Here is a 20772-nt window from a genome sequence, read left to right as displayed (position 1 = left end):
CTTCCAAGGGGTGTGAGAATGTCAGCGCCCAGCGCCGGCACGGCTCAGCCTTGTGGAGGTCGCAACAGTCCGGAAGGCGCGATCCCGCCACGCAAGCCGGTGATGCCGGTCGGCCACGTCCGATCGACGGCCAGGATTGGCCGCATCGGCGGAACGGCGGCATCGAAGGGGATCCATTGCCCGGCTACGTGGGCGAGGGCGTGGATAGGAGCGTCGGGATCGGTCTGGCTCGATCCGCTCAGACTATGCTCGATCGAAACCGATTGCACCGGATGGTCATAATGGACAACCGCACCGTGCCACCCCGACAGGCCAATCAAGCCAAGCATGGCGACGAGCGCCAGCACGGCACCGAGCAGCGCGGATCGGGATCGACGGGTTGGCATCCGCTTTAGGGTAGGCGGCACGTGTGTCCGCGGCAAGCATGTCACTGGCCCGGCCATTTCGGATGCCGGCGATCGATGACGTAGGGATGGGTCTTGCCGGCTGCGTGTTCCAGGTGATGCGTATCGTCCGCGGCAAGGTCGCCATGCGCATGGTCGAGCACGTCGGGATCGTTGGCAGGCCATAGCCACAGCGCCGCGACGACACCGATCGCGGACAACACGGCCATGGCGGCGAAGGCCGCCGCCATGCTGACGCGCGCGCCGAGCTGTCCGACAAGTGGATAGCAGACCAGCCAACAGACGTGGCTCAACGCGAATTGCGCAGCGAACAGCGCGGGGCGATCGTCAGCGTTCGCCGAGCGGCGGAGCAAGCGGCCCGACGGGGTGACGCTTGCCGAATAGGCGATGCCCATGACGAGCCATCCGGCGAGCAGGACGCGCCAATAGGCCAGTCCCGGCGTCATCGTCACAGAGATCGCAGCAAGGGCAGCGAGCGCGAGCGTCAGCGCGGCTGCGGCGACCATCATCACCGTTCGATCGGCGATGCGATCGAGGACTTTTGGCAAGGTGAGGGCAGCGGTGATCGAGCCGCCTCCAAAGGCGGCGAGCGTCAGCGCGACGTCGCGCTGGTTAAGCCCCATGCCTCGTACGATGACGACGGTGTTGACGATGACCATCGCGCTCGCCGCCGCTGCCGAGAGCGTCATCGCCAACAGGCCGCGAAGGCGCGGAGTCTTGAGGTAGATGCGTATGCCCCGCGTCGTCTTGTCATAGATGCCGCCCTGGTCTTCTACAGGGGCGGGCTTGGGCAGCACGGTTGAGACGACGAGCAGCGCCGAGGCGACGAAGCCGATCGCGGTGCCCGAAAAGAGCCAGTGGTAGCTCATCACCGTGAGCAGCCCTGCCGCCAAGATTGGGCTGGTCAGGCTCTCCATGTCGTAAGCTAGACGAGAGAGGGAGAGCGCGCGGGTGTAGTCGCGCTCCTCCGGCAACACGTCTGGGATCGTCGCCAGGAATGTCGGGGTGAACGCGGCGGATGCCGATTGCAGGACGAAGATCAGGACATAGACCTCCCAGACCTGGTTCACGAACGGGAGGCAGATCGCGACCGCGGCACGGATCACGTCCATGCTCACCAGCAAGGCGCGTCGGGGAACCCGGTTGGCGAACGCCCCGGCGATCGGCGCGACGCCGATATACGCGACCATCTTGATGGCGAGCGCGGTTCCCAGCACGGCGCCCGCGCTGCCGCCCGCGATGTCGTATGCGAGCAAGCCGAGCGCCACAGTCGCGAGGCCCGTTCCGATCAGCGCGATGATCTGCGCGAGGAACAGGTGGCGATAGGTCCGGTTAGCAAGGACGCTCAGCACGGGCGGCACTCCGACAGCCCACGCATATCGGGCAAGAGATGCGCGAGGCTCATCAGATCGCGCCGATGCGGCTGAGGCCGCTCAAGCCGGCATAGGCCATATAACTTGCGATCACGATCATCAGGCCGGCCGATGCGTACGGTGCCTTGCGCGCGAAATCGCCGAAGCCGGACCAGCGCTTCTGAATCTGGTTGACGCTGAGCGCGGCGATCACACCGGCGCTGACCATTGTCACCGCCAGGCCGACGCTGAACGCGCTGACCAAAACGACACCCAGCGAGAGGCGCTTGAGTTGGAGGCAGAGAAGGAGAACGGTGACGGCTGCAGGGCAGGGGATAAGTCCACCCGTGAGACCAAACAGCGCGATCTGGCCGGTCGTAACCTTCCGGTCGGCGAAACGGCGACTGATGTCGGAGGCATGCGCGCGCTCGTGGGCGTCCATGTAGGCATCGTCGCCCGTCACCTTGAGACCGTCCATCGGCGCTGCGTGATCATGTTCGTGTTCGGCGAAGGTGAGTTCATAGTCGTGGCTATGACCGCCATGCCCGAGCGACACCCGTGCCGCGAACGCGTGCGGCACCGGTATTTCTTCAACGCTCTCGAGGAAATCGCCACGATCGACGAACCGGAATGTCTGCGACCGTCCCTCGCCGCGGGTCGTGATGACGGTCACATCCTCGGCCGACCATCCGCCCTTGCCGAAGCGCGCGCGCCAGCGGGGCGGCACGCCGTCCTCGAAGATCTCAAGCCGCATCGTACCGTGGCCGGTATCAATTGATCGAACCTCGTCCTCGCCGTGATGATGATGGTGAGCGTGCGCCGCCTCCGCCTTCTGGTCCGCACGCGTGCGCCAGACCATCCAGAGGCCGATACCAAGCACGATGACCGCAGAGCCGAGTAACAGGTAAGGCTCGGTCGTCTCGGTGTTGATGCCGCGACCAAGATACTGTCCACCGAGCGCTATCCCCCAAACGATCGCAGTATGCGACAAAGCTGCGCAAAGACCGAGCAGCACGGCTTGGCCGACCGTGCCGCGCACCGCGATGATGAACGCGGCCATCATCGTCTTGGAGTGGCCCGGCTCCAGGCCGTGCAACGCACCGAGCAGAAGCGCGCTCGGGATGAATAACCAAAGGTTGGTGCTGCCCTGTTGAACGAGGTCTGCAAAAGAGGTCATCATGCTTCCCGATGTTTCAGGGCGTCCAAACGATAGCTGTGCTTGGGGGCCGAGGTCGGGCTCCTCTATCCCCCCAGGGGGATAGAGTCCATCCCCCTGGGGGGATGCTCGACAATCGTTCGAGGATTGCCCTACATAGGGTGACATGGCCCACAACGATCATTCCAGTCATCCTGCGATCATCAAGCGGCTGAACCGTGCGACCGGCCACCTTCGGAGCATCGTCAGCATGATCGAGGAGGAGCGGCCGTGCGTCGACATCGCGCAGCAGCTTCAGGCGGTCGAGAATGCTATTGCCAGCGCCAAGCGCGCTCTAATCAACGACCATATCGATCATTGCCTTGTCCACGCGGAAGAGGGCGAAGGGACCAAGGCCGCGGTCGAACAGTTCCGAGCAATCTCGAAATATTGGTGAAACGGCTCGGCACGAAGCCGAACGTCATCGCGACCAGCGATCTCGTCCTTCTGCAGCTTGGATGAGACCCTTGCATCGAAGGTAGCGGCTCGTGCCGAATGTCACGGCGAAGACTTTCCCTACCAATGATATCCACTATGCTGGATGTATGGAAAACGAATCGGCAATCTCAGCACTCGGTGCGCTCGCACAAGGGACACGTCTAGACGTGTTTCGCCTGTTGGTGCGCCACGAACCGGATGGCTTGGCGGCGGGCGAAATTGCCCGCCAGCTCGAAGTGCCGCAAAACACCATGTCCGCACACCTCGGCATTCTGGCCCGTGGCGGACTGGTACGATCCGAACGGCATAGCCGCTCAATCATCTACCGTGCCGATCTGGGTGGCCTGCGCGCGCTCACACTGTTCCTCGTTAAGGATTGCTGCGCCGGTAGTGCGGAGCTGTGTGCCCCGCTGATCGCCGAGCTTACCCCCTGTTGCTGAAAGGACGCCCCGTGGCCGTCGACATCGTCATCTATCACAACCCCGAATGCGGCACGTCGCGCAACACGCTCGGCCTGATCCGCAATGCCCGCATCGAGCCGCATGTCGTGGAGTATCTGAAAACCCCGCCCTCGCGCGCGCTGCTGGTCGAGCTGATCGACCGCGCCGGGATCTCGCCCCGCGAGCTGCTGCGCGAGAAGGGGACGCCCTATGCAGAGTTGGGCCTGGGCGACACGTCGCTGTCCGATGATGTGCTGGTCGACGCAATGATGGCGCATCCGATCCTTATCAACCGACCGCTGGTCGTCTCGCCGCTCGGCGTGAAGCTGTGCCGGCCGTCCGAAGCAGTGCTTGATCTGCTGCCGGGCGATGAGCTCGGCGCGTTCGCGAAGGAAGACGGACAACAGGTGGTGGATGCCTCGGGCCAGCGCATCGCCTGATGCTTCTTGCCGTCCTGATCTTCGTCGCCACGATCGCGCTCGTCATCTGGCAACCCAAGGGCCTCGGCATCGGGTGGAGCGCGATGGGCGGTGCCATCGTGGCGCTGCTCGCGGGCGTCGTCACGTTGTCCGACGTGCCGGTCGTGTGGGGCATTGTCTGGAACGCGACGGGCGCGTTCGTCGCGATCATCGTCATCAGCCTGCTGCTCGATGAAGCCGGATTCTTCGAGTGGGCGGCGCTTCACGTCGCGCGCTGGGGCAGGGGGCATGGTCGCCGCCTGTTCGTCCTGATCGTGCTGCTCGGCGCGGCCGTGTCCGCATTATTTGCCAACGATGGCGCGGCGCTGATCCTGACGCCGATCGTCATCGCCATGCTGCGGGCGCTGGGCTTTAGGGACAAGGCGACGCTGGCCTTCGTCATGGCGGCCGGGTTCATCGCCGACACGGCCAGCCTGCCGCTGGTCGTGTCAAACCTCGTCAACATCGTGTCGGCCGACTTCTTCAAGATCGGCTTCGGCACATATGCGTCCGTGATGGTGCCGGTCGATCTGGTGTCGATCATCGCCACGCTGGGGGCGCTGCTGCTGTTCTTCCGGCGCGACTTACCGGAAGACTATGACGTGGGCGCGCTGCGCGTACCCCGCGAGGCAATCCGTGACGTCGCGACCTTCCGCGCCGGATGGATCGTGTTGGCGCTGTTGCTCGCCGGCTTCTTTCTGCTCGAACCCCTCGGCGTGCCGGTCAGCGCCGTCGCCGCTGTCGGCGCTATCCTCCTGCTGGTGATCGCCGGGCGGGGCCACGTGATCCAGACCGGCAAGGTGCTGCGCGGCGCACCGTGGCAGGTCGTGATCTTCTCTCTCGGCATGTACCTGGTCGTCTATGGCTTGCGGAACGCGGGCCTGACCGACCATCTGGCCGTGCTGCTCGATCGTACCGCTCAAGGCGGCGTGTGGGGCGCCGCGTTCGGCACAGGCGTGATCGCGGCTGTCCTGTCCTCGGTGATGAACAATATGCCGACCGTGCTGGTGGGCGCGCTGTCGATCGACGCGGCCCATGCGACGGGCGCAGTGAAGGAAGCGATGATCTATGCCAACGTGATTGGCTGCGACCTCGGTCCCAAGCTAACGCCGATCGGCTCGCTCGCGACGCTGTTATGGCTTCACGTCCTGGGCCAGAAAGGCGTGCGGATCGGATGGGGCTATTACTTCCGTGTGGGCGTGACGCTCACCGTGCCGGTGTTGCTGGTCACGCTTGCCGCCTTGGCATTGAGGATCACGATCGGATGACAGCCCTGATCTACATCGGCGCGGCGCTTGCCGAGATCGCAGGATGCTTTGCCTTCTGGGCATGGCTTCGCATGGGAAAGTCATCCTTGTGGCTTGCCCCCGGCATCGTCTCACTGGTCCTGTTCGCATGGCTCCTGACCCGCGTGGACAGCGATGCCGCGGGACGGGCGTATGCCGCTTACGGCGGGATCTACATCTGCGCATCGCTTGCCTGGCTCGGCGCCGTCGAAGGCGTGCGGCCTGATCGCTGGGATGTCGGTGGAGCGGCGCTCTGTCTGATTGGCACTTGTGTCATCCTCTTGGGACCTCGAACCGCCTGATGCCTTTACGAACACTCTCCGACCCCGACCGGCTGCCCGCGCTCGATCGACGCTACGCGATCGAACGACCTGCTCTCGGCCTCGGCGCGGGTGATCCGCCGCCACGAATCCTTCTGCTCTACGGTTCCTTGCGCGAGCGGTCATTCTCGCGGCTGAGTGTCGAGGAAGCGGCGCGGCTGCTGCAATTCTTCGGGTGTGAAACGCGCATCTTCGATCCGTCCACCCTGCCGCTCCCTGACCAACACGCGGGCGATGATCATCCGGCGGTCCACGAGCTGCGAGAGTTGTCGCTATGGTCGGAAGGACAGGTATGGTGCAGCCCAGAACGGCACGGCCAGATTACGGGTATCATGAAGCTGCAGATCGACCATCTTCCGCTGTTGATGGGCGGAATGCGACCGACCCAGGGGCGAACGCTGGCGGTCATGCAGGTATCGGCGGGGTCGCAGTCGTTCAACAGCGTCAACACGCTACGCGTGCTGGGCCGCTGGATGCGGATGGTCACGATCCCGAACCAGTCGAGCGTTGCCAAGGCGTTCAACGAGTTCGACGATGCCGGGCGAATGAAGCCGTCCAGCTACTATGACCGGATCGTCGACGTGATGGAGGAACTGGTGCGGTTCACTGTGCTGCTGCGCCCTCATGCGGTCCAGCTCGTCGATCGCTACTCGGAACGGAAGGAGGCCGGCGTGCCGATCGACACCGCGACGGATCTGTCGAGCGTCGCGACCGCTCGTCAAGGATAGCACGCGCGATCTCAGGGCTGGTCGGCGCGGAAGCTGCCGCGCCTGCCCCGGAACTCGCCGACGACGGCACCTTGGTCCCAATGGCGCGAAAGGATGCCGCGCCGGGTAATGCTGCGGATAGCCGTGGCCGCCAAGGTCGCGCGCGCGGGCTCGTAGATCAGGCCCAGATCGCTTCTGCGTCCCACCCCGTCAGGAAACCGCCTTGGATGGGACTTGCGAACGGCATCACTGGGAACGCCTGCCAATGCCCCTTCACGCGGGACGGCCAGGATGTCCCAGGATTGATCCGCCCGACGAAATAGCTGGCCACGGCCGCGGCACCATAGACACGCGTGCGCCGCTCCAGGTCACTACCGATATGCACGAGCTGCGGTGCCTCGAACGGCTTGGGGACCAACGGCTGATTGACGATGCCTGCGTTCCACAGACGGGCATGATGCGCGCTGATGTTGCGCACGAACGCCAGCGTCTTGATCCAGCTCACCAGCGTGTTGGGAAGAAGGCCGTAGCGCTTGGCGATAGCGGCACGATCGTTGGGATGTGCCATCTCGAGCAACCAGGACAAGGTGCCGAAATCCCATGCCTCGACTGCCATCCAGATCGGCACGGGCGGGCTGTAGATGGCGTAGAACTCCTTGATCCAGTCGTCCTTGGAGCGGGCCATCGCGCCATCGGCTTTGGCGAGCCAATTTTGGTGGCGGGTGCCCCCTGCGGGCATCGCCTGGTTGGCACGATGGGCGTCGAGAAAGGCGGGCGAACGGTGCGCGCAAGGATCACGCTTGCCCATGGCGTGCGCGAGATCCACGCGCAGCGCGACCTCGATCCGTTCGATCGCGTCGAGGAAGAGGAGGCGAAGCTGCTTGTCGAACAGGTAGAGATCAACGGCGTGGCGAAACTCGGCGCCCGCTTGGAACTGCTCGGTGCGGACGGTCAGCGTCGCATCATTGGGATCGGGAACAATCTGCTGGAAGGGCTACCAATAGAGCGTGAGACGCCCGTAACCAATGCGCTGAAGGTGGAGAACCGCCTTCGCCTGATCGGTCACAACCAAGCCGCGCTGCACGAGGATCGCCAGCTGATCGGCGAAACTGAGATGGGATTTGGTGTAGGGCGGAAGCATCCGGCCCAGATATGAAGAAGGCCGCCCCTTGATGCCAGCGGCAACAGAGGGGACGGCCATGTTGCGTCGAATATATGCGTGGGCGCATGAGGACTCAATTAAAAGTGGAAAGCCGCTCGACCGCTGTGCGCGTCTGGAAGCCTTTGGCACGGCGCGCGCGATCCATGAGCGCGGGTCGATAGGCGGGCCTCGCCTATTACTCGACCGTTCCAACAACGCACCCTTTCGCACTGTCGCTCGCCCGGGAACGTGCGCTATCCCCCTCGCCAGAGCGTCTTTAAGACTCTGCGTAGCGTTCTTGCGGGATCTGCCGCGTTCATCACCTGCGACGCGATCGGTTTGGTAAGATCGACGCCCTTGTCCAATGTAAGGCGGCCTTTAAGGGCACCTACACCGCGCACTGTCTGAAAATTGCCCGTCTTTGGGTCCCGAACCCCGGTGCTCGTCGTGGTAGGCTGGATCTTGGCCATAGCTCGATATACTTCGTCGCTCGCGCTGACGAAAGGTGTGCCAAGTGGCACACCTGCTCTAACAAAGCCCAATTAACAGGCACCGGCGAGGCAGTTGCTCTTTTCCCTACGGTCTTTAGACACGCCATACCCGCGGCCGCTTATCAAGCGTGTCCGTTTCCCGAAAGGGTACTAGCAGACCGGGGCTGTCTTATGGGCGACCCCGGTCTCCCCCAACACTCGGTGGGCGACATCCCACCACCGTGCAGGTCATCGGTCGGCGAAAGCACGAAGCGATGACCGATACCTGTTTTGCAAAGAGGCTTCGTGTTCCGGACGGAACTCTCTTAGCGCTTTCGGGGACCGCACCATTCCTGCTGACGGGGATGCAGTTGTGATCGGTCGTCAAAAGCACGAACCGGAATGCCCATATGCGAGACGCACGTCTGTAGATGTCAGGCAAAAAGATGCGAGTTCGTGCTTTTGACGACCGATCTTGATCGACCCGCACTGCGCAGCAAGCTGAGTCGCGCAGCTAACACGACGAACTGCACCGGCTTTCCCTTATTCGTCTCGCGCGCCATCTTTGGTTCTCGATCGAGCATGTGCGCGACACAACGGACTATCGACAGCGCGATCATCCGGGCCTTTTGACGTGTCGCCAAACGGTGCCGAATGGCCACTAACCGCAACATCAGCGATCTGCCGACGATCGCAGGCGGTTGGAAGGAGGATGGAGTTGCAAAGCCGAAATTCGGTCGCCGCCTGCAGAACCCTTGGGACTTCTGGCTCAGGCTGACTAATATCTTGCGAAGTGAAACGAACGAACCCAGCTTCGTCTACTGCTGATAAAGTTGTAATATAAGGGTTGGCATCAAACTCGGTGGAACGCCCTCATCAAGCATCATTGCAAACATTTCATCGTCATCTGCCGTCGGTGCAAGTCCCTCGATCTCGAGGTTCGCGCGCGCTTCCGCCAGATCTTCACGCCAAAGGGCGATTTGATCCGGCGTGCCGCGTTCAAACGTCATCGAGCGGATCTGCCTTCGCATCTCTGTTAGATCGACATTTCCCATCGTGGATCCGCCTACGTACGTTTGAGGGTGTCCTTGAACCTATCCGACCGATGCAGATCGAAAAAGGAACGCGTGGGCGTTTGCAGCGCACCGTGTCGCAAAACTCATTCTGCGGGTTACCCTCCGAACGTCACATGCCACGCTTCATAATTAGCGATAACGCTGATTCCCGCTAATTACATGCTGGCTTCAATCTGGGCGGTCGCGTATCATTTCCGAGGGTTCCGGAACGGCCGCGCACGCGCCTGTTTCGGTTTGGACGAACGTAACGCGGGAGGTCGGCATGGCCGACGATGGTGGCATCGATAACGCGGCGCACGTCGATCCTTCGGATCTGGCTGGTATCGTGGCTGACGCGCTGGTCGTGGTCGACCAGGTTCAGTCGCTCGAGCCCTATCTCCCGCAGCTCGCGCCCGACGATCGCGAACGGGTCGACGACTATGTTCGCCGAGCCTCGGCCGACGCGACGTTGCGCGCCTACAAATCGGATTGGCGAATGTTCTGCGCCTGGTGCCAGGAAAGCGGTTATCGGCCGCTCCCAGCGACGCCGGCGACGGTCGCCGCGTTCCTGACGCTGCTCGCCGAGAGCGGGTTCAGTCCGCAAGAGCTCCGCCGCACGAAGCGCGGCAAGGTACTGCCGCGGAAAGCGCCTGTGCCGCTCGGCCGCGCGACGATCGGCCGACGCCTTGCCGCGATCGTCTTCGCGCACCGCGCGGCTGACGTTGAGCCCCCCACCTCTCAACCCGACGCGTCACGCCTCGAACGCGCGATGCGCGGCATCCGCAAGGATAAGCGAGGTGATCTGCCCGGGAAGAAGCGCCCAGCCGATGGCGACGTGCTCCGCGACATGGTGCGCGCGATCGTCGGCGAGGATCTGCGCAGCTTCCGCGACCGCGCGCTGCTCGCTATCGGGATGGCGGGCGCGTTTCGGCGTTCCGAGCTGGTGGCGATTACAGTCGGGCAAGTGAACGAGGACAGCCGCGGGCTGTTGGTTCGGATCGCGGCCTCAAAAACCGATCAGGAGGGCAAGGGCCACACGGTCGCGATCCCCGACGGGCGTCGGCTAGAGCCGGTCCGCCACTACCGGGCTTGGCTGAAGACTGCGGGCATTGCGAGCGGTCCGGTGTTCCGCAAGCTCACGCCGCAAGGCCGGCTCACCGATAAGCCGATGAGCGCCCAAGGCGTGGCGCTGGTGGTGAAAGCTGCTGCTGTCGCGGCGGGCTACCCGGCCGAACTCTTCTCAGGTCACTCTCTCCGCGCTGGCTTCCTTACCGAAGCCGGTCGCCAAAACGCTAATTTGTTCAAGATGAAAGAGCATAGCAGGCATTCATCGCTTGAGATGGTTGCGGAATATGTACGCGACCATGAGCGGTTTCGTGAGCATGCGGGCGAAGGCTTCTTATAAGCCGAACCAAAAGAAGCTATTCGTTCCTCTGCGGCGGCAGGAGATTCTGGCTTGGATCAGGGATATACTCGCTCGTGGCGGTGTGGACGATGACCACCGACCGGCCACTTACCCCCCGTCATGACCCTGCCGATCACTCGGAGGGCATTTAGAGCTTACGACAGGGATAGGCTTTCTTCTTGAATTCCTCATTGACGAAAATGCCCTTGGAATCTGCGTTCTGGAACTGCTCCCAGACATCCGGAATAACCTCGGAATAAACGTAGTGACCGCTTTTCTTAAAGATCACATGGCATTCCGAAGTCTCTTCGTCATAGCCGATCTGATCGACGCTTTTCGAGTCAACATAGTTCATTTCCACCACGACTTATCCTCTCACCTGCCGGCGCCAACAGCTCAGCGCATCGGCATATAGGTCTACATCCGGGCGCGGTTCAACACTCCAGCGGCCGCTGACCTTTGGGTCTGCCCCGCCATTGGGCGTTCGCGTTATCCGCACTCGAACCCGTGACGGGACGAACATGGCCTCCCCGACGAACAGGCCTTCGCCGGTTCGCAAAGACGGTAGGAGATCGACGAGACCGCCGAGATCATCCGGGAACGCTGCTGCCACCCGGCCCCGGTCGCCTGGATTCGTCGTTCGAAGGGCAATCATCGTTCCACATTGGCTGAGTACAGTTGCGTCGATCTCGCTCGGCCGCTGGGTGATCACCATCAGGCCGACGCCATACTTCCGACCTTCCTTGGCGATCCGTTTCAGAATGCGATGGCAACTGGAATCCTCGCCCTCCGGAAGAAAACGATGGGCCTCATCGACCACGATCAAAAGCGGCTGCGCCTTACCCGAGACCGCAAGTGATCCGGCCCACAACAACGTGTCATAGACGATACGGACAAGTAATCCGATAACATCGCCTGCGATTTCCGACGGCAGCTCGGACACGTCAACGATGGTAAGCGGCTTCGGATGGCCGACCCAGGAGGCGACCAGGGTATCGATGTCAGTCGTAACCCTGCCCTCGAGATCCGGGGCGTATCCACCTGCCGGGTGGAATAAGAACGCATAACGCGCGTCTGTGATACGGCTCCGCGCAAATTCCAATTGCTTGCCAATGCCGCGAGGCGAGGGGTTTTTCATCGGCTCCTTGCCGCCCGGCCCATGGATTGGGTAGATGTTTGAGATTAGTTGGGTCGGATCACCGGCCGTCTCGACCTGCGTCTTAACGCGCTGGCCAGCCTCAGTCCGAAAAGTCGACCTCTCGAAGTCATCGAGTTCAAACCACAATTGATGGACGCTGAAGGGAACGGGACTGTCCGCGGTAATTGAGTTCGGCGGCGGTGGGCTTTCGAGAAACGCCGCGGCGGCGCGCTTGAGTTCTTGGACGCGATCCCGGACGATCGCTTCGTTGCCAGACGACATTCCGCCAAAAGTGATTGAGAGCAGCTCGTTAAAAGGAAGAGCCCAATAGGGAACGACGAGCGCTTGCTCTCCTTGCCCAGGCGAAATGCGAAAGATGGTACGGTCCGTGGCATCCCCTCCATATTCGCCGTGAGGATCGATAACTAAGGTACGAGCGGACGGATAGCCTGGGGACGCGAGCACCTCCAGCATCACGGACACCAGATTAGACTTCCCGGCTCCCGTCGAGCCAACCACTGCACAATGGCGGCTTACCAATCGGTCAAGATCGAGGGTTGCAGGGATCCCACTGGCCGCCGCGATGTTCCCCACTACAAGTCCACCGCTATTTGGCGAGCGACTATAGATAATTCCGAGATCGACGTTAGTGACGAAATGCACTTCGTCCCCGACAGTGGGATACTGGCCAACGCCACGCTCGAAAACTCCGCCAGTCGATTCACCGAAAAGCACGACGGTCATCCACCGATAGCCCGCCAGGCCTTCGTCTTTTGCGTCATCTCGCTCGAGCTGCATTGCGTCTCCGCCGATACCCGGGGGGACTGCGTCAGCGCCGACTTGGGAGCAGACTGAGTATAGCTGAGTGTAGCCAACAGGAATTCGGAAAAAGCCCCCGATTTGGCCGACGCGGTAGGACTCACCCTCGACCAAGACGAGTGTGGTAGGCAAATCGCGCCTCAGCCTCACCCGGACGATACCGCCGGCAACCGACGCGACTTGCCCGATGTAGGTCGGATCCGAACTTGCCATTTCAAGCCGGTCCCGTGAGCTTGCCGAGAAACTCGGCGAAACATGCGAAATCTCCGAGTTTCAGAGTTCCGGCGCCGCTCAGTTCTTTCTCGGGCTCAGGCGGATCGAGGGCAAACGCCTGTGCTAGGTGGTTGGCGCTATGTACTTCCTCAAGCTTCCATTCACCGTGCCGCCCGCCAATGAAGCCGGCGCGCGGACCGAGCACCATCAGGTTCAGATATCGTTGCGCGCGTTCCGCCAAGACCGAAGACGAATCCGGATCGGCAAATTGAAGCGCCACAACATGAGGTCGCCGCTTCGCTTCCAACGCATCAAAGATGATCGCATTGATATGGTCGTCCGAAAAGCTATACCCGCAGACGAAAAGAATTGCATCGTCTCGGTCAAGCACACGGGTGAGACGATCGAGCAGGGCTGAATAAGGCTGCTTCCGCGATTCATCATATTTATGATGCGAGGGAAGGATCATTTCACCTTCATTGTGCGGCTCCGTGCGGATAACCCGCGACCTCCCGCCCACTGTATCCAACCGCCAATTGATAGAACCATGAATTTTCCAGAGCCGGGTCCATGCTGTCCCGGGTGCATTTTCAGGTCTGGTCAAACTGTCGTGGGAGAAAAATGGCCGATTGCATCCCACGAATCCATCAAACGCCGGGACGCGTTCGGCTTCGAGAGCCGTCTCGACGAGGACGTCATAGTTCGTCGTGAAGATCTCGACCGGATGGACTCTCGGCATACGCGCGATCCATCGCACAAATTGTTCATGCGGAAGCTGTTCTGGAAAACTCGACCGGTCGGGGTTCACCTGCGCGGCGATCGTTGCCTGAATAGTCTTTTCTACCACAAGAAGATCGGCAGAGACCAAGCCAGAGAGCGTATCTCCGACTCCGATCGCATGGACCTTGCGACGGACGCACGACAAGATGTCCTCAATATTGACAGGCCGCTTTCCGGTACTGAGCTCCTTCTCAATCGCATCATAAGCAGCGGCGAACCGGGTGCCCTCGTTCACTGGATCAAGTTTCTTGATTTCTCTCGCGCAAATCGCTGTGAGCTCTGCCACGTTCGGGATCAGTGATCGGGTTTTGGGAGGCTCGTCGTCGGCGGCGGCAGGATCGGGCGGAACCGCAACCCGAACAGCGCAGGACGTCCCCGCGCCCAACAGAAAGGAGACATTAGCCTCTGGCTGAGTGAGATGGTTGCGGAGCGATTCCAGGAGTTTGCGAGGATCGTGCGTTGTCATTTCACTGCTCCAAAAGCCGCAACTTCGTGCTCGACCGCCGGCCCGGGGGGGGTTAACGTCAAGCGATTGGCGTTCACATGTCGGAATGCGCGTTCACGGCAGGTCAGCAAGATCACCTGCATCCGTTCGGCCGCCTCGCTTAAAATTTCGACCATCAAATCGAGCCGAGCATCGTCAGCATATACCAGCGGATCATCGAGGATGAGCGACACCGGCCGTCCCTGCTCCAGGAGCATGTCGGCAAACGCAATCCGGGTCAGTACCGCCAGCTGCTCTTGGGTACCGCGCGACAGATCCCCGCACCCTTCGCTGATCCCGCCCCGCACCACCGCATCGAGCATCAGATCCTCAGAAAAGGATAGATCACAGCCAGGGAGCAGGCGCTCAATGTGCCGCTTTGCCCGCTTGGCAACGGGGCCGACGAACTTGGCCGACGTCTCGTCACGTGCCTCGTCTAGCGTTTCGCGCAGAAGCTTCAGGGTTTCGGCCTCTTCGGTGACGCGTTGCACGGCCGCGCGCGCAGCTTCAGCTTCCTCTCGGGCGCTTGCCTCGCGGTCGGCTAGACCCTTCCCGCCTTCGCTCTCGATCGTCCCTTCCAACCGAGCAATTTCCATCTCAAGCTTTGTCCGCGCTTCCCCCGCCGCCCTGCTCCGCGCATCGACCGTCTCGATCTTCCGCGCAATCGTCGCGGCGTCGTGCGCTGTTGCGTCGCGGATCGCATCTTCCAGCTTCACTGCCGCTTCGGCGGTTTGCTCGCGAGCACGAGCGAGATCCTCTGGCAGGCTCAGGAATTCCGGTCGGCTCTCGATCGCAGCGATCTGACCCGTAGCGTTTACGAGATCGCTCGCGGCACCCGCCTCAGCGGCGGCAAGCGGTGCATCCTCCTCCTCGGCACGCCGGAGAGCGGCGAGCGCGCTATCCTGCGCGCCTTCGGCCCGTGCAAGCACGGTGTCGGCCGCCTCCAGAGCATTCGTGAGGGCTGCGATATCGGGAAGTTCGCCTTCACCCGCCGCGGCTTCATCCGCGAGCTCGACGATGAAGAGCTTGAGCGCACTGGCGCCAGCAGCGAGCCCGATATTTTCATCGGCTGGCGTCGTCGCTTCGATCCGCGCCGCTATGGTGCGCAGTTCGCTCGCAGCATCCCGCGCAGCGTCGTTGCGTGCGCGCGCAGCCGCGAGGTCAGCAACATCGAGATCCGCCAGCGCAGACTGCTGCTTCTTCAAAGCCGACGACAAAGCCTCATCAGTGCTCGTCGCGCTAGCGGGCGGTGTGATGATCAGCTCAGCGCCACCAAGCCGAATTTGGGCCCTGCTGGTCAGAGTCCGCTCACCGGGACCCGCGGGTTCGCCGTCAATCAGAATGCCAGCAGTGTCGCCGGTCAGCGCGATGCGCGTCGCGCCCGCGCTCTGCGATGCACGAGACTCGGCAATCGCTCGCTCATTCGTCTCGAGCAGTTCGATCGTCTTTGCCGGGATCAATGTCGCCGCGAGGGTCTTGGCCTCGCCCTGAAGCCGTTCAAGCTCGACCAGCTCAGCATGGCGTTTGCGCGCTGCCGTAACCCCGGTCTTACGACGTGCCGCGCGCACGCGATCCTCGCCCGCGCCGAGAGCGGCGCGCGCATCCTGACGCGCCGTCCGGGCATTTTCGAGGGCCGCACGCGCATCAACGAGGCGCTGCTTGGCTGTAGCCAGACCCTCGCCGAGGTCCGTTCGACTGGCACGCGCCTTCTCCAGCGCGAGTCTCGCTTTGTCACAAGCTTCCGTCGCCGCGCGATGGCGCTCCGAAAGGTCTTCGAGCCCCTTCCCCTTCGCGCTGACAGCTTCATGCTCCGCACGACGGGTCGCCAGGATCTGCGCGGCGGCGCGCGCAACCTCCAACGACGCAACCAGATCCTTCCGCGTCTGGACATCGGTGTCGTCGGCGATCTCGCGCTGAACGACCTTCAGCCTGGCACGCGCGGCTTCGAGTTCAGCGAACGTCTTCTCCAACCCCGCGACCCTGTCAGCGGCATCTCGCGCGGCGGTCTCGGCGCTTTCGACCCGCTCCCGCACCTCATTTTGACGCTCGCGCTTCTGACCCGTCGGCGACCAGTATCGGGCAAACTGCTCGTCGACCCGGGTGCGGACTCGCTTGTACGCGGGGCCGCCCATGATCGAGCCAACTTCGGCTTCCAAGGTGGACCTGACCGTATCGCGCACGATTTGCCCGGGTGCGGTGACCGCAAGAGCGTCCGTTTGCGCCACCCAGAGCAGACCCAAGGCGCCATAGGTCTCGGCATCGCCTTTTTGACTGGTATCTCGGACGGACCCGAAAAGCGCATGGAGCCGGGCTTCGGCTTCTTCGCCTTGGGCCTTTCCCTGTGGTCCCGTGACCTCGATCGTGGCGCCGCGCAGGAACCGCTTGGTGACAGTCCACGGCGCACCATCGGCCTCGAACGACACCTGAATCTCCGGCCCGACTGCCTCGCCATAGGGCGCGAAGGATTGGGCGAGCTGGTTCTTTGTCCCATGGCGCACGAAAAAGGCCGCCCGAAGCGCCTCGAGCAATGTCGACTTGCCGGTTTCGTTGGGTTCGATGATGATGTTGAGACCGTCGGTGAGCCCCTCGATCGCCATCGGCTCGCGAAACTTGCGGAAGCCGTCGACGGCAATCCGGCGAAGCCGCAGGCTCATGCCTTCTCCTCCCGGCTATACTCGACGAACAGGCGCTCGAGCGCGCGTTTGGCGATCGATGCCTCTAGTCCACCGGCTTCGATCCGGGCGGAGAGTTTTGCGGCCGCTACGCCGAGCATGCCTTCGCCCACAAGTTGCGCGAGATCATCTTCGCTAGGGCGACCGACAAGGTCGCTGGCGCGAACATCGAGATAGCGGACGCGGTGGCCGACATCATTTTCAAGCCTTCCGAGCATCGCCACGCGATCTGTGAGAGTGGTGATTCCGGCGAGCGATAGTTCGAGCAGCGTCGCCGGCGGGTCGATTGACCCCAACAGCTGGTCACATTCGGCGTCGAACGCAGCCTGATCGTTCACGGTCCAGCTGCGCCTGATCCACTGAAAACGGCCGGTGCGGATCGGCGTGACGGTCGGCTCACGGCCCTCGTCGATATCCACCAGCAGGATTTGACCCGGCTCGTCGCGCTGGAAGCGATCGGTCTCAGGCGTGCCGGAATACCAGGTGCGCGCATCGACCTTCAGCATGCCATGCCAGTCGCCGAGCGCGAGATAATCGAGGTTGGATCGATGAGCACGGTCGGGAGCGATCTGATTCTTGGTCTCGCCCTGCGTCCCAAAATCACGGACTGAGCCGTGAGCCACGCCGAGCCGCAGCCGTGCCCCGGGCGTCGCCATGCCGTCGAACAGGTCAGTTGGATCATCGAGATTGTGCCGATGCGCGAGCGGCGCGGGCAATAGCCAGACGCCTGGCTCGATCTCCCGGGGCTGCGGTCCGGAGAGGACGGTGATGGTGGCGCCCACGCGCTGGCGCACACGATCCCATAGCCCGCCATTTCGAGCGAAGTCATGGTTTCCGGGAAGCAGCCACCATCGGCATGGATGGCGCTCCATCCTCGATATCGCCTGCACGATCGTGCGATCCTCGGGGCCTTCGGTGTCGAAGACGTCGCCTGCGACAAGGACATGGTCAACACCATGGGAGGTCGCTGCGCTACCGATCGCGTCGATCGCATCGAAGCGCGCTTCGGTGAGGGCTGCGCGCACCTCCGGCTCGAAGCGCCCATATGGCTTGCCGAGTTGCCAGTCCGCGGTGTGAATAAATTTCATTATGCTTTTGTAGCTTCGAATGCGCGCGCGCGATTGAGAGCAAACAAGCGCGCAAGTATCTCGTCATCGCCTAGAGCGCCCTCGCGCCACGCGTCCCCCCACCCGTAGGCATCGGCCACAGCCGCGTCCAGCGCAGCGTGGGCGTTCACCAGCCACTGCGGGCGTATGTTGTACAGGTTGGTCAGCGTGCGTTTTTTTAGTTCCTTTACGGCAACCTCATCCCTGAGAAGGATCCGATCGGGGAACCCGCTTACCACCTCGGCCACGCGCTCGATCAGGTCAGCGGGGTTCAGCCAGTTTGCGCGCAGCTCGTTCAGCCGCGCGGCAGCCGCGCCGATCGCCTGCGCGTGAGGATCGTCGGCATAGGCCGCTGCCGGGATGTTCGGGGTTAGGCCTTCTGGGAACGGGAAGGTCTCAAATCCAAGTGATGGCGTGTATTGCGGATCATTTCCCACACCATGCCACCCCCCCAGGGCGAGCGACCAAAGCTCATGGAATTTCGAGTGGAGCACGCCGAACGCAGTGTCGTCGTCGCGGCATACAATGACGACACGACTGTCGGGGACGACGCTCGGAGGCGCCCACACAAATAGCCGATGTTTGGCAACACGCGGTGTAAAGATCGCGCGGCTCAGCCCCGCCACTGCTTTCTTGATCCCCGGCACGGTCTCGCCGTGCTGCCACCAGAACAGACGTCGCCGGTCTCTGCGATTGGTCTCCCGAAAGGGCTTCACTACCTCATGGACATGCTCAAACGGCATTTCGTACATCGCCGAGTCGGCTTCGGATGTGGTGCCAAAGTCGATGATCCAGCGATCAGATGGCCTCTGCGTAATGTCCTGTCCGTTGAGAAGCGGACGTACGACGTCACGATTGTGCCGGCCATTGGGATTCATTGGTAATAGGAGCCATCGGCGGGCAAGATCGCCTTCGACGTCGAATGCACCCACCTTGACCGGGCCCTGGAAGGCAACGCTGCGATTTTCTTGCAGCCTGCTGGCAGATGTGAGGTCGACGCCGCCCCGTTCGGCGGACAGGTCGGCGAAGATGCTTTCGACGGAGGAGCCATCGAGTAACGATGGGCCGTCAGATTTGTGACCGAAGCTCACTAGCGACACCCGAACGGCGGCACCGTCGACCGTCCATTGCTCGTCGCTCCAAGCCTCAAAGATTCGGCCGTGCACAACGATAGGAATGAGTACCTCGCGGTTTTTGCCGCTGCGAATGCTGTTTGTCGATACCAGCCCGACACGCGAAACCTGTCCGCCCTCTATCATCGCCCAGGCCTTGGCGAACCAGTAGCAGACTAGATCGACGCCACCCGGCACATTAGGCCAAGCCTTGCGTAGCGCTCGCGTATACTCCTCGCCCAGCTCGCCGATCATCTTCTTGTTTCCAAGGAATGGCGGGTTTCCAACCACTGCATCTGCCGCCGGCCATTCGGCTGGCAAACCCTCGGCGTTCAGAACTGCATCCCGGCACTCGATCGTGTCCAGCGGCCGTAGAATCGGGTTTCTAGCCGCGTCGAACCCGTTGCGGCGCATCCACTGAATTTCGCCGATCCAAACCGAAACTCGGGCCAGTTCGGCTGCGTAGGGGTTCAGCTCGATTCCCAGCACGCATTCCGGACCGACGCGTGGGAAGCCACGCGGCAGACCTAGTGCCTCGGCGTCGAGATTGGCGCGATGTTCGATGTCTTTGAGCGACCTGAGCGCGACGTACAAAAAGTTGCCCGATCCGCAGGCCGGATCCAGTACGCGAAAGCCTGCAAGGCGCTCGATGAAATCGTTGTGGATCGCCGCGGCATCGGTCAGCGCGCGCGTACGCTTTCCCAAATCGGCGCCTCGAAGCAGCTTCTCCTTCGTCTGCCGCGGGGCGCTTTCTACAAGAGCCGTTAAGCGGGCCAGCGTGCGGGCCCATTCCGCTTCAAGTGGTTGGATGATCACGGGGCCGACGATCATCATGATCTTGTCGCGGTCTGTATAGTGCGCGCCGAGCTGACTGCGCTTCGCAGGGTCGAGTCCGCGCTCGAAAAGCGTACCCAGAATTGAAGGATCGATTTGGGACCAGTCGCGGCGCGCAGCGCTCAACAACTGCTCGATGTCGTCGCTGTCCACCGGCAATGCGCTATCGTCGACAAATAGTCCGCCATTGAACCATTCGATCGCGGTGAAGCCCACGGTGCCGCCGCGTTGCGCCATGGCTCCGAACAGCATCGATGCGTTGGCAGTGAACTTGGTCGGATCGCCGCGGCTCACCTCGAGCATCTTCGTGAATAAATGGTCGGGCAAGAGCCCCACATCCTCAGCGAACATGCAGAACACGAGCTGGTTGACGAAATGCGCAACCTTCTGCGCATCATGCCCCCGGTCGCGAAGGCGCTGCGCGATCCTAGCAAAATCGCGAGCCGTCTCCTCGGTGAGCTCCTGGCGAGACTTTTGCGGCTTGAATTGCTCGGGGTCGACGAACGCCGCTTTCAACCGATCGCGGACGGCACCATCGGTCAGATCCTCTAGTGCGAACTCGTGGGTCTCCTGGACGCTGTTGGTCCAGTTGGTCCGGATAACTATCCGACTCATGTCAGAAACGATTAGCAGCGGCGGATTTTCAAGTGCGACTGAATATTGCAGCAGCTGAGCGTTGGCCTTGTCGAGATTGGCGTGTCTGCCCTTATACTCCCATCCGAAACACTCGCGCCGCCACACGTCTGCCCAGCCATTGCCGCCACTCGTCTTGTTCGCCCCCTTCTCGAACGTGAACCAAGTCCCGGCGGGATCCGCAGACACTGGATCGAGCACGCCGAGAAGCGCACAAAGATCGTTGAAATGGCTTTGCGATGCCGAGCGCTCCTTCAGCTCAACGTTTCGCCACTTTTTGAGAAATTCGTAGGGTGTCATGCGGCCCTTA

General features: G+C 62.1%; 19 protein-coding genes. 8 read left to right on the top strand and 11 right to left on the bottom strand.

The annotated features are described in order from the left end of the window. Positions 1–44: 44 nt before the first annotated feature. From FHY04_RS16220 to FHY04_RS16210, 3 genes are read right to left on the bottom strand one after another with little or no spacing between them, the layout of a single operon-like run. A complete protein-coding gene (locus tag FHY04_RS16220) occupies positions 45–386 on the bottom strand; it encodes a hypothetical protein (protein WP_221211830.1) in 342 nt (113 codons plus the stop codon). A gap of 41 nt (positions 387–427) precedes the next feature. Next, a complete protein-coding gene (locus tag FHY04_RS16215; protein WP_183937194.1) occupies positions 428–1756 on the bottom strand; it encodes an MFS transporter in 1329 nt (442 codons plus the stop codon). 52 nt (positions 1757–1808) lie between these two features. Next, positions 1809–3080, bottom strand: coding sequence for a nickel/cobalt efflux transporter (locus FHY04_RS16210; protein ID WP_311725306.1), 1272 nt, complete (start codon positions 3078–3080; stop codon positions 1809–1811). Between FHY04_RS16210 and FHY04_RS16205 the strand changes: the two genes are divergently transcribed. The 6 genes from FHY04_RS16205 (at position 3079) to arsH (ending at position 6621) form a co-directional block, all read left to right on the top strand. Continuing rightward, positions 3079–3348 carry a metal-sensing transcriptional repressor gene (locus tag FHY04_RS16205; protein ID WP_128456012.1) on the top strand — a complete coding sequence of 90 codons (270 nt, stop codon included), beginning with the start codon at positions 3079–3081 and terminating at the stop codon, positions 3346–3348. The genes FHY04_RS16210 and FHY04_RS16205 overlap by 2 nt on opposite strands. A 148-nt stretch (positions 3349–3496) precedes the next feature. After that, positions 3497–3829 (top strand): helix-turn-helix transcriptional regulator, encoded by a 333-nt coding sequence (locus tag FHY04_RS16200; protein WP_183937193.1) that lies wholly within the window; start codon positions 3497–3499, stop codon positions 3827–3829. Between the two features lie 11 nt (positions 3830–3840). Further along, on the top strand, positions 3841–4269 hold the full coding sequence (gene arsC, locus FHY04_RS16195; RefSeq protein ID WP_183937192.1) for an arsenate reductase (glutaredoxin): 429 nt from the start codon (positions 3841–3843) through the stop codon (positions 4267–4269). Next, positions 4269–5555, top strand: a complete 1287-nt coding sequence (locus FHY04_RS16190) for an arsenic transporter (protein ID WP_183937191.1) — start codon at positions 4269–4271, stop codon at positions 5553–5555. The genes arsC and FHY04_RS16190 overlap by 1 nt, the downstream gene beginning before the upstream one ends. Continuing rightward, complete coding sequence (locus tag FHY04_RS16185; protein ID WP_183937190.1) at positions 5552–5875, top strand: YnfA family protein; 324 nt, start codon at positions 5552–5554, stop codon at positions 5873–5875. Before FHY04_RS16190 ends, FHY04_RS16185 begins: the two co-directional genes overlap by 4 nt. After that, complete coding sequence (arsH, locus tag FHY04_RS16180; RefSeq protein ID WP_183937189.1) at positions 5875–6621, top strand: arsenical resistance protein ArsH; 747 nt, start codon at positions 5875–5877, stop codon at positions 6619–6621. Before FHY04_RS16185 ends, arsH begins: the two co-directional genes overlap by 1 nt. A 157-nt stretch (positions 6622–6778) precedes the next feature. On the opposite strand, the gene FHY04_RS16175 is transcribed toward arsH, so the two are convergent. Beyond that, entirely contained in the window at positions 6779–7492 is a 714-nt protein-coding gene (locus tag FHY04_RS16175) for an Abi family protein (RefSeq protein ID WP_260171592.1), read from the bottom strand. On the opposite strand from FHY04_RS16175, the gene FHY04_RS22710 reads away from it, so the two are divergent. After that, entirely contained in the window at positions 7412–7756 is a 345-nt protein-coding gene (locus FHY04_RS22710; protein WP_260171577.1) for a hypothetical protein, read from the top strand. The genes FHY04_RS16175 and FHY04_RS22710 overlap by 81 nt on opposite strands. Positions 7757–9029: 1273 nt before the next feature. On the opposite strand, the gene FHY04_RS16170 is transcribed toward FHY04_RS22710, so the two are convergent. After that, positions 9030–9266 carry a hypothetical protein gene (locus FHY04_RS16170; protein WP_183937188.1) on the bottom strand — a complete coding sequence of 79 codons (237 nt, stop codon included), beginning with the start codon at positions 9264–9266 and terminating at the stop codon, positions 9030–9032. Between the two features lie 283 nt (positions 9267–9549). Between FHY04_RS16170 and FHY04_RS16165 the strand changes: the two genes are divergently transcribed. Continuing rightward, entirely contained in the window at positions 9550–10671 is a 1122-nt protein-coding gene (locus FHY04_RS16165; protein WP_183937187.1) for a tyrosine-type recombinase/integrase, read from the top strand. Positions 10672–10819: 148 nt separating this feature from the next. Here FHY04_RS16165 and FHY04_RS16160 read toward each other — a convergent pair whose 3' ends face one another. The 6 genes from FHY04_RS16160 to FHY04_RS16135 form a co-directional block, all read right to left on the bottom strand. Continuing rightward, positions 10820–11026 carry a KTSC domain-containing protein gene (locus FHY04_RS16160; RefSeq protein ID WP_260171591.1) on the bottom strand — a complete coding sequence of 69 codons (207 nt, stop codon included), beginning with the start codon at positions 11024–11026 and terminating at the stop codon, positions 10820–10822. Positions 11027–11038: 12 nt separating this feature from the next. Continuing rightward, positions 11039–12607, bottom strand: coding sequence for an ATP-binding protein (locus FHY04_RS16155; protein ID WP_221211828.1), 1569 nt, complete (start codon positions 12605–12607; stop codon positions 11039–11041). 235 nt (positions 12608–12842) lie between these two features. Next, on the bottom strand, positions 12843–14087 hold the full coding sequence (locus FHY04_RS16150) for an SIR2 family protein (RefSeq protein WP_183937184.1): 1245 nt from the start codon (positions 14085–14087) through the stop codon (positions 12843–12845). Next, the gene (locus FHY04_RS16145; RefSeq protein WP_183937183.1) at positions 14084–16759 is read right to left on the bottom strand and encodes an AAA family ATPase; all 2676 of its coding nucleotides are present in this window, start codon (positions 16757–16759) and stop codon (positions 14084–14086) included. Before FHY04_RS16145 ends, FHY04_RS16150 begins: the two co-directional genes overlap by 4 nt. Continuing rightward, positions 16756–17865, bottom strand: coding sequence for a DNA repair exonuclease (locus FHY04_RS16140; protein WP_183937182.1), 1110 nt, complete (start codon positions 17863–17865; stop codon positions 16756–16758). The genes FHY04_RS16145 and FHY04_RS16140 overlap by 4 nt, the downstream gene beginning before the upstream one ends. Next, positions 17865–20762, bottom strand: a complete 2898-nt coding sequence (locus FHY04_RS16135) for a class I SAM-dependent DNA methyltransferase (RefSeq protein ID WP_183937181.1) — start codon at positions 20760–20762, stop codon at positions 17865–17867. Before FHY04_RS16135 ends, FHY04_RS16140 begins: the two co-directional genes overlap by 1 nt. Between the last annotated feature and the right edge of the window lie 10 nt (positions 20763–20772).

This window comes from Sphingomonas sp. BK481, from assembly GCF_014194875.1.
GTDB lineage: Bacteria > Pseudomonadota > Alphaproteobacteria > Sphingomonadales > Sphingomonadaceae > Sphingomonas > Sphingomonas aerolata.
This window is presented reverse-complemented; position numbering and strand designations above follow the sequence as displayed.

Bases quoted from the DNA above. Each gene is read 5' to 3' on its own strand.
- FHY04_RS16220 (WP_221211830.1), bottom strand. From the start codon at position 386: ATGCCAACCCGTCGATCCCGATCCGCGCTGCTCGGTGCCGTGCTGGCG.
- FHY04_RS16205 (WP_128456012.1), top strand. From the start codon at position 3,079: ATGGCCCACAACGATCATTCCAGTCATCCTGCGATCATCAAGCGGCTG.
- FHY04_RS16210 (WP_311725306.1), bottom strand. From the start codon at position 3,080: ATGTCACCCTATGTAGGGCAATCCTCGAACGATTGTCGAGCATCCCCC.
- FHY04_RS16200 (WP_183937193.1), top strand. From the start codon at position 3,497: ATGGAAAACGAATCGGCAATCTCAGCACTCGGTGCGCTCGCACAAGGG.
- FHY04_RS16190 (WP_183937191.1), top strand. From the start codon at position 4,269: ATGCTTCTTGCCGTCCTGATCTTCGTCGCCACGATCGCGCTCGTCATC.
- FHY04_RS16185 (WP_183937190.1), top strand. From the start codon at position 5,552: ATGACAGCCCTGATCTACATCGGCGCGGCGCTTGCCGAGATCGCAGGA.
- arsH (WP_183937189.1), top strand. From the start codon at position 5,875: ATGCCTTTACGAACACTCTCCGACCCCGACCGGCTGCCCGCGCTCGAT.
- FHY04_RS16170 (WP_183937188.1), bottom strand. From the start codon at position 9,266: ATGGGAAATGTCGATCTAACAGAGATGCGAAGGCAGATCCGCTCGATG.
- FHY04_RS16165 (WP_183937187.1), top strand. From the start codon at position 9,550: ATGGCCGACGATGGTGGCATCGATAACGCGGCGCACGTCGATCCTTCG.
- FHY04_RS16160 (WP_260171591.1), bottom strand. From the start codon at position 11,026: ATGAACTATGTTGACTCGAAAAGCGTCGATCAGATCGGCTATGACGAA.
- FHY04_RS16155 (WP_221211828.1), bottom strand. From the start codon at position 12,607: ATGCAGCTCGAGCGAGATGACGCAAAAGACGAAGGCCTGGCGGGCTAT.
- FHY04_RS16150 (WP_183937184.1), bottom strand. From the start codon at position 14,087: ATGACAACGCACGATCCTCGCAAACTCCTGGAATCGCTCCGCAACCAT.
- FHY04_RS16145 (WP_183937183.1), bottom strand. From the start codon at position 16,759: ATGAGCCTGCGGCTTCGCCGGATTGCCGTCGACGGCTTCCGCAAGTTT.
- FHY04_RS16140 (WP_183937182.1), bottom strand. From the start codon at position 17,865: ATGAAATTTATTCACACCGCGGACTGGCAACTCGGCAAGCCATATGGG.
- FHY04_RS16135 (WP_183937181.1), bottom strand. From the start codon at position 20,762: ATGACACCCTACGAATTTCTCAAAAAGTGGCGAAACGTTGAGCTGAAG.